The 5,884-nt window shown below is 57.1% G+C and carries 7 protein-coding genes and 1 tRNA gene; 6 read left to right on the top strand and 2 right to left on the bottom strand.

Going from position 1 to position 5,884, the window contains the following annotated elements:
- Positions 1 to 233: 233 nt before the first annotated feature.
- Positions 234 to 557: a hypothetical protein gene (locus QZ292_RS09275; RefSeq protein ID WP_294600861.1), complete on the bottom strand. Its 324-nt coding sequence runs from the start codon at positions 555 to 557 to the stop codon at positions 234 to 236.
- Positions 558 to 1,147: 590 nt separating this feature from the next.
- Here QZ292_RS09275 and QZ292_RS09270 point away from each other — a divergent pair.
- Together QZ292_RS09270 and QZ292_RS09265 are read left to right on the top strand one after the other, a co-directional pair.
- Positions 1,148 to 2,161, top strand: coding sequence for an asparaginase (locus tag QZ292_RS09270; protein ID WP_294600859.1), 1,014 nt, complete (start codon positions 1,148 to 1,150; stop codon positions 2,159 to 2,161).
- Between the two features lie 180 nt (positions 2,162 to 2,341).
- Positions 2,342 to 2,429 (top strand) — tRNA-Ser (locus tag QZ292_RS09265).
- Between the two features lie 252 nt (positions 2,430 to 2,681).
- Here QZ292_RS09265 and QZ292_RS09260 read toward each other — a convergent pair.
- A complete protein-coding gene (locus QZ292_RS09260; RefSeq protein ID WP_294600857.1) occupies positions 2,682 to 2,978 on the bottom strand; it encodes a hypothetical protein in 297 nt (98 codons plus the stop codon).
- Positions 2,979 to 3,161: 183 nt separating this feature from the next.
- Here QZ292_RS09260 and QZ292_RS09255 point away from each other — a divergent pair, with 183 nt between their 5' ends.
- The 4 genes from QZ292_RS09255 to QZ292_RS09240 all read left to right on the top strand — a co-directional run bounded on the left by QZ292_RS09255 (position 3,162) and on the right by QZ292_RS09240 (position 5,578).
- The gene (locus QZ292_RS09255; RefSeq protein ID WP_294600855.1) at positions 3,162 to 3,971 is read left to right on the top strand and encodes a MotA/TolQ/ExbB proton channel family protein; all 810 of its coding nucleotides are present in this window, start codon (positions 3,162 to 3,164) and stop codon (positions 3,969 to 3,971) included.
- A 105-nt stretch (positions 3,972 to 4,076) separates the two neighbouring features.
- On the top strand, positions 4,077 to 4,499 hold the full coding sequence (locus QZ292_RS09250) for an ABC-2 transporter permease (RefSeq protein ID WP_294600853.1): 423 nt from the start codon (positions 4,077 to 4,079) through the stop codon (positions 4,497 to 4,499).
- Between the two features lie 12 nt (positions 4,500 to 4,511).
- Positions 4,512 to 5,090, top strand: a complete 579-nt coding sequence (locus QZ292_RS09245; protein WP_294600851.1) for a biopolymer transporter ExbD — start codon at positions 4,512 to 4,514, stop codon at positions 5,088 to 5,090.
- Between the two features lie 2 nt (positions 5,091 to 5,092).
- Entirely contained in the window at positions 5,093 to 5,578 is a 486-nt protein-coding gene (locus tag QZ292_RS09240; RefSeq protein ID WP_294600849.1) for a biopolymer transporter ExbD, read from the top strand.
- Positions 5,579 to 5,884: the final 306 nt, after the last annotated feature.

The raw sequence follows: 5,884 nt of genomic DNA, 5'->3' as shown, positions 1-5,884 counted from the left end.
CGGCCTCGGGCGCAGCGACGCTTTAGCGGCGGGGGGGCGCGCCGAGGACGAACGGGCGGAGAATTGGGTTGTGGGTTGGGCGAGTTGGAGCGGGTCGGAGCCAGCGTGGCCGGAAACGAGCTTCGTCGAGTTGCAGGCCTACGCCGGGGGTGGCTCCGGCCCGCGCGACCCTGCGGGTCGCAGGGTTTTGGCTGTTTATTGGGGACAACCATTAAAAGATGCCGTGCTTCCGTTTATTCCGAGAGGCAACGCAACTGAAAACCGTGGGCGCGGCAGTCCGAAGCACTGGCGTTGAGGATCTGCGAATGGAAATTCAAGTCCAGACCGCTGATACCGCCTATCACGGAAGACCAGCTGAATCCGTGGATACCGACGTTCACCAGTCCGCCATTGGCTCTCTCGCGGAGGCCCGGGGCGGGGTACCAGGCAAGCGGGGTTCCCGTGCCGGATGTGCTTACCTTGTACAACCGACCGTTGGTCGCCTTGAAATCCCCATTGGTGTATTTTTCCCCCTCTTTGCCGTCCGAGTAGTACGGGAAAGTCCCGTTCAGCGGCACATCGGCGTCCCGTGTAAAGTCAGACCAAGTACCGTTCCGTCCTTTGTCCGCGCGCCGGGGGAAATCCCGTCAAAACGTGCCAGCACATTTTGACGATTTCCCTCCTAAGGCGTCGGTGCGCGGTTTGAGTCGCCCGCGGCAATTCTTGTTGGTTGGCCAAGCGCCAACCAACAAGAATATGCCCTTTTAGGCGGGCGGGCGACTTTCGGGCTTTGCCCCGGACGGAACTGCCCTCGGGCCGGGCAGGCCCCACGTCCCGTGGACGGGAAATGCTTCGCATTTCTGCGGCTGTGTCGGTAAAATGGGATAGAGGCTACCTGTTAGGGTAGACCCGGCCATTTGTGAGTGCGACACGCACCGTTTATTCCGAGAGGCAACGCAACTGAAAACCGTAGCTGCGGTTGGTCGAGTTGCTGGTGGCGAGGCGCTGCGAATGCAAATTCAAGTCCAGGCCGTAGATGCCGCTCGTATCGGAAGACCAGCTGAACCCGTAGTTGCCGACTCCGCCCAGCGCGCCCGTCTCCCGATGGCGTTCGCCCGGGGCGGAAACCGAATGCGCGGTGAGAAAAAAATGTTAGCTTTGCATACATATGGACAGGTCGATACTCCTCATATACACGGGCGGAACGATCGGGATGAAAACAAATCCAGAAACCGGCTCGCTCGCTCCGTTCGATTTCACACAAATCGGAAACGAAGTTCCCGAGTTGCGCAAATTCGGAATACGCATCGATACCGTCGCGTTCGACCCTGTGATCGACTCGTCGAATGTCAGTCCCGTCGAATGGGAACGGCTGGCGGTCACGATTCGGGACGCTTATGACGGCTATGACGGATTCGTCGTCCTGCACGGGACGGATACGATGGCGTATACCGCTTCGGCGATCAGCTTCATGATGGAGAATCTGGCCAAACCGATTATCTTCACCGGAAGCCAGATCCCGATCGGGGTGCTGAGGACGGACGGACGGGAAAATCTGGTCTCGGCCATCGAAATCGCCGCCTCGGGGATGGTGCCCGAGGTGTGTATCTACTTCCAGAACAGCCTCCTCAGGGCCAATCGGACGATTAAATACAATGCCGAACACTTCAATGCGTTCCGCAGTCCGAACTATCCGCCGTTGGCTGAGGCGGGAATTGCGATCAAATACAACGAACCGTATATCAGGAAGGTGGACAGCTTTCTGCCTTCGCTGAAGGCCGATACGGCGTTGGAAACGCGGGTGGCGGTGGTGCGGATTTTTCCGGGGCTGAGGCCCGAAATTTTCCGGGCGATGCTCGGTGTCGAGGGGCTGCGGGGGGTCGTGCTGGAGACTTACGGGGCGGGGAATGCGCCGACCGACGGGTGGTTCGTGGAGACGGTGGCCGAGACGGTGGCGGGCGGCGTGGTGGTGATCAATGTGACGCAGTGTGCGGCGGGGAGCGTGGATATGGAACTCTACGACACGGGGAGGGCGCTCCTGAAGGCGGGGGTGGTGAGCGGGCGGGATATGACGACCGAGGCGGCGGTGGCGAAACTGATGTACCTCCTGGGGCGCGGATTGTCGCAGGGGCAGTTGATGAATTACCTCAGGATGTCGATCCGGGGGGAGATGACGGTCTGAAGAGGGGAGGGCGGAAAGTGAGGAATTTTGGCGGGATATTGTGCACAATAAATTTTTATTCTAACTTTAACCCGTTGAAACGGCTCGTTTCCCGGGGCCGGGGGCGCTGCCGGAGGGGTGTCCGGTGTGGGTAACTCCTTGTCGGTCACGGGGTAAAGCGGTCTTTGAACGGGAGTACATGGAGGAATGTCCGAGTGGTCGAAGGAGCACGCCTGGAAAGTGTGTATACCTCAAAAGGGTATCAAGGGTTCGAATCCCTTTTCCTCCGCAATCGAGCCGAAAAATAGCCTTCCCGCAAAGCGGGTTGTACGGATGAACAGAAATCGAAACGAACTTGTTCGGTGAAGAATTCCTGTTCATCCGTACAAAACATGCAGCGCATGGGGCATTTTTCGGGGAGGTAATTGCAGGGAGCCCGCCGGGAGGCGGGGGAAAAACAAGCCGCATAGCGGCGCAGTTAATCCCGTTCAGGAATTTCAATGACGGGAAATGAGAAAAAACAAGCCTCATAGCGGCGCAGTTAATCCCGTTCAGGAATTTCAATGACGGGAAACGAGAAAAACAAGCCACGGCGGCGCGATTGATCCCGTTCAGGAGTTTCAATTGACGGGAAACGAGAAAAACAAGCCACGGCGGCGCGATGAATCCCGTTCAGGAATTTTATTGACGGGAAACGAGAAAAACAAGCCACGGCGGCGCGATGAATCCCGTTCAGGAATTTTATTGACGGGAGGCGGGGATTGCGGACAACCGACGTAGTCCCGATTTTGTCGGACGGACAAAAAATAGGGCGGGTAAAAGGCCTGTCGACGAACATTCCGTCGGGCGCAAAACCGGTTGAACGGGAGGTTGGGGGCTGTTACTTTCAGAGGCGGTCGATTCCGGGAGAGTGGACGCACGTATGCCGGAAAGCGAATCGTCCGCGCGGCTGCCACGCGCTGAAACTATGACCGACGAACTAACGAAACAAACAAAACAACTAAATCAAATTACCGTCACTATGAAAAAACTTCTGACAATCGTGTCCATGGTAGGTCTGCTGACCTTCGGAACCGTGAACCTGTATGCGCAAGACGCTGCCGACTCGACCGCTGCTGCGCAGACCGAACAGACCGAGGCGCTCACGCCGGCCGAAGAAGCCATTGCAGATGCGGTGGCTGGCGAAGACTTCGGCGGACAGCCGATGCATCAGGCGCTGAAACAGAAATTCATCGAAGGGGGTGTGGGCTGGATGTCGCCGATCCTCCTCTGCTTGGTGCTGGGGCTGGCTATCGTGATCGAACGCGTGATCTATCTGAACCTCGCTACCGTTAACACCAAGAAACTGCTCGAAAAAGTGGAAGATGCCCTGAATAAAGGCGGGGTGGAAGCTGCCAAGGACGTTTGCCGCAATACCCGCGGACCGGTGGCTTCGATCTTCTATCAGGGGCTCGACCGGACCAGCGAAGGGATCGACGTGGTCGAAAAATCGGTCGCTTCCTACGGCTCGGTACAGGCGGGGCAGCTCGAAAGCGGTATGTCGTGGATCTCGCTCTTCATCGCGCTGTCGCCGATGCTCGGGTTTATGGGTACCGTGGTCGGTATGATCGCGGCGTTCGACGCCATCGAAGCTGCAGGGGATATCGCTCCGGCACTGGTTGCAGGGGGGATGAAGATCGCCCTTTTGACCACCGTGGCCGGGCTTATCGCCGCTGTGATCCTCCAGCTGTTCTACAACTATCTGGTCGCTAAGGTCGATAGTATCGTGATCTCGATGGAAGACGCTTCCATCTCGCTGGTGGACATCCTGACCAAATACCTGAAAAAATAATCCGCGCATACACGGCTTCGGCTCGTGCGGCGACCGGTTCGGGGCAAGTTTCCGGCCGTGGGCTCTGCGGGAGCGCCGTGGCGTGTTTTAGGCACAAACGAAACTATGAAATACCTTTCGATTATTAAATACATCCTCCTGGTCGTTTCGGCCATTCTGGTGGTGCTCGGGGCGGCGACCTTCGTCGAAGGCGAAGAGAGCGTGACGCTCAACATGATGCTCGTCTGGGCGCTGGTCATGGTACTCCTGACCATTGCGCTGGTGATTATCATGCCGCTGTTCGCCGTGTTCCAGAATCCGAAGAGCGCTACTCGCTCGCTGATCGGGCTGGGTGTGCTGGTGGTCGTGCTGCTCGTGTCGTACGCTCTGGCGAGCGACGAACCGATCCGGCTCGCCAGCGGCAAGATGATGGACGACTCGTTCGAACTCAAGTTCAGCGATACGGCACTTTATGCCACTTACATCGCCTTCATCGGGGTGATCCTCAGCATCCTCTTCGGTGAAGTCTACAAACTCATCAAAAAATAACCGCTCACGAAGATGGCGAAAAGAAAAGTTCCAGAAATCAATTCCGGATCTATGGCCGACATCGCGTTCCTGTTGCTCATCTTCTGGCTGATGACGACTTCGATGAACGTCGATTCGGGGATCTCCCGGAAATTGCCCCCTCTGGTCGAACAGGACAACGACCCGGGGATGGACGCCCACGAGCGTAACGTGCTCCAGGTGTTCGTCAGCGGCAATAACCAGCTCCTGGTGGCGGGACAACGGATGGATGTCTCGGGCTTGAGCGAAAAGGCCAAAACCTTTATCACCAACCCGACCAACGACCCCTCTATGCCGGAGAAGGAGATGACCGAAATTCCGTTGCTCGGCAGCTATCCGGTGAGCAAAGGGCTGATTTCGCTCCAGAACGACCGCGGTACCAGCTACGAAATGTACCTCAAGGTGCAGAACGAACTGACCAAGGCTTATAACGAAGCGAAAAACGACCTGGCGCAAAAATCGTTCGGGAGGCCGTATACCGACCTGAGTCCTGAACAGCAGAAGGCGATCAACAAGGCGATTCCGGTCAAAATCTCGGAAGCCGAACCGCGTAACCTGACAGGAGGAAAATAATCATGGCAATCATTCAAAGAAAGGGCGGAGGAAAAGGTACTCCGGGGATTTCTACCTCATCGTTGCCGGACATTGTCTTCATGATCCTGTTCTTCTTCATGGCCACCACGACGATGCGCGAGGTGGAACTGAAGGTGCAGATCGACTCTCCGAAGGCGAGCGAGGCGCAGAAACTCGAGAAAAAATCGCTGGTCAGCTACATCTATGTCGGGCCGCCCAAGAAAGAGTTCGTTCAACAGCTCGGGACGGCGCCGCGTATCCAGCTCAACGGGGCGTACAGCTCGCTGACCAACATCACCGAGTTCATCGCTGCCGAACGCGACAAACTGAAAGAAAACGAACGGCCGGATATGACCGTCAGCCTGAAGATCGACGCAGCTACCAAAATGGGGCTGGTGACCGATATCAAACAGGAGCTGCGGCGGGCCAATGCGCTTTCGATCAGCTATGCGGCGGCTAAGGAAAAGGACAACACTCAGGGTAGGTGACGATTGTCGGTCTGGGTCGGTATTTGGCCGATTGGTGACCGATTGCTTCACCCTACTAATAAGTTTTACAGGGGTTTCTCTCATTCGAGAGAAACCCTTTTTTTGTTGTGAAAGGCGTTGCGGGGAGGGTCGTAGGGGCTTATTTGTCTGGCGCGCGGGCGTGTCAACGCTTATTTCAGTCGCCCGCGGCAATTCTCATGGGTTGGCTGGATGCCAACCCACAGAATATGCCCTTTTACGCGGGCGGGCGACGGTCGAGCTTTGTGCCGGACGGAACTGCCCTGCGCGGGCGGCGTCCGGGTGACC

This window comes from uncultured Rikenella sp., from assembly GCF_910577125.1.
In the GTDB taxonomy this organism is placed as follows: Bacteria; Bacteroidota; Bacteroidia; order Bacteroidales; family Rikenellaceae; genus Rikenella.
Note: the sequence above shows the minus strand (reverse complement) of the source record. Positions and strands in the feature narration are given on the sequence as shown.

Coding starts and splice junctions, on each gene's coding strand:
- QZ292_RS09270 (WP_294600859.1), top strand. CDS start 1,148: ATGGACAGGTCGATACTCCTCATATACACGGGCGGAACGATCGGGATG.
- QZ292_RS09260 (WP_294600857.1), bottom strand. CDS start 2,978: ATGTTCGTCGACAGGCCTTTTACCCGCCCTATTTTTTGTCCGTCCGAC.
- QZ292_RS09255 (WP_294600855.1), top strand. CDS start 3,162: ATGAAAAAACTTCTGACAATCGTGTCCATGGTAGGTCTGCTGACCTTC.
- QZ292_RS09250 (WP_294600853.1), top strand. CDS start 4,077: ATGAAATACCTTTCGATTATTAAATACATCCTCCTGGTCGTTTCGGCC.
- QZ292_RS09245 (WP_294600851.1), top strand. CDS start 4,512: ATGGCGAAAAGAAAAGTTCCAGAAATCAATTCCGGATCTATGGCCGAC.
- QZ292_RS09240 (WP_294600849.1), top strand. CDS start 5,093: ATGGCAATCATTCAAAGAAAGGGCGGAGGAAAAGGTACTCCGGGGATT.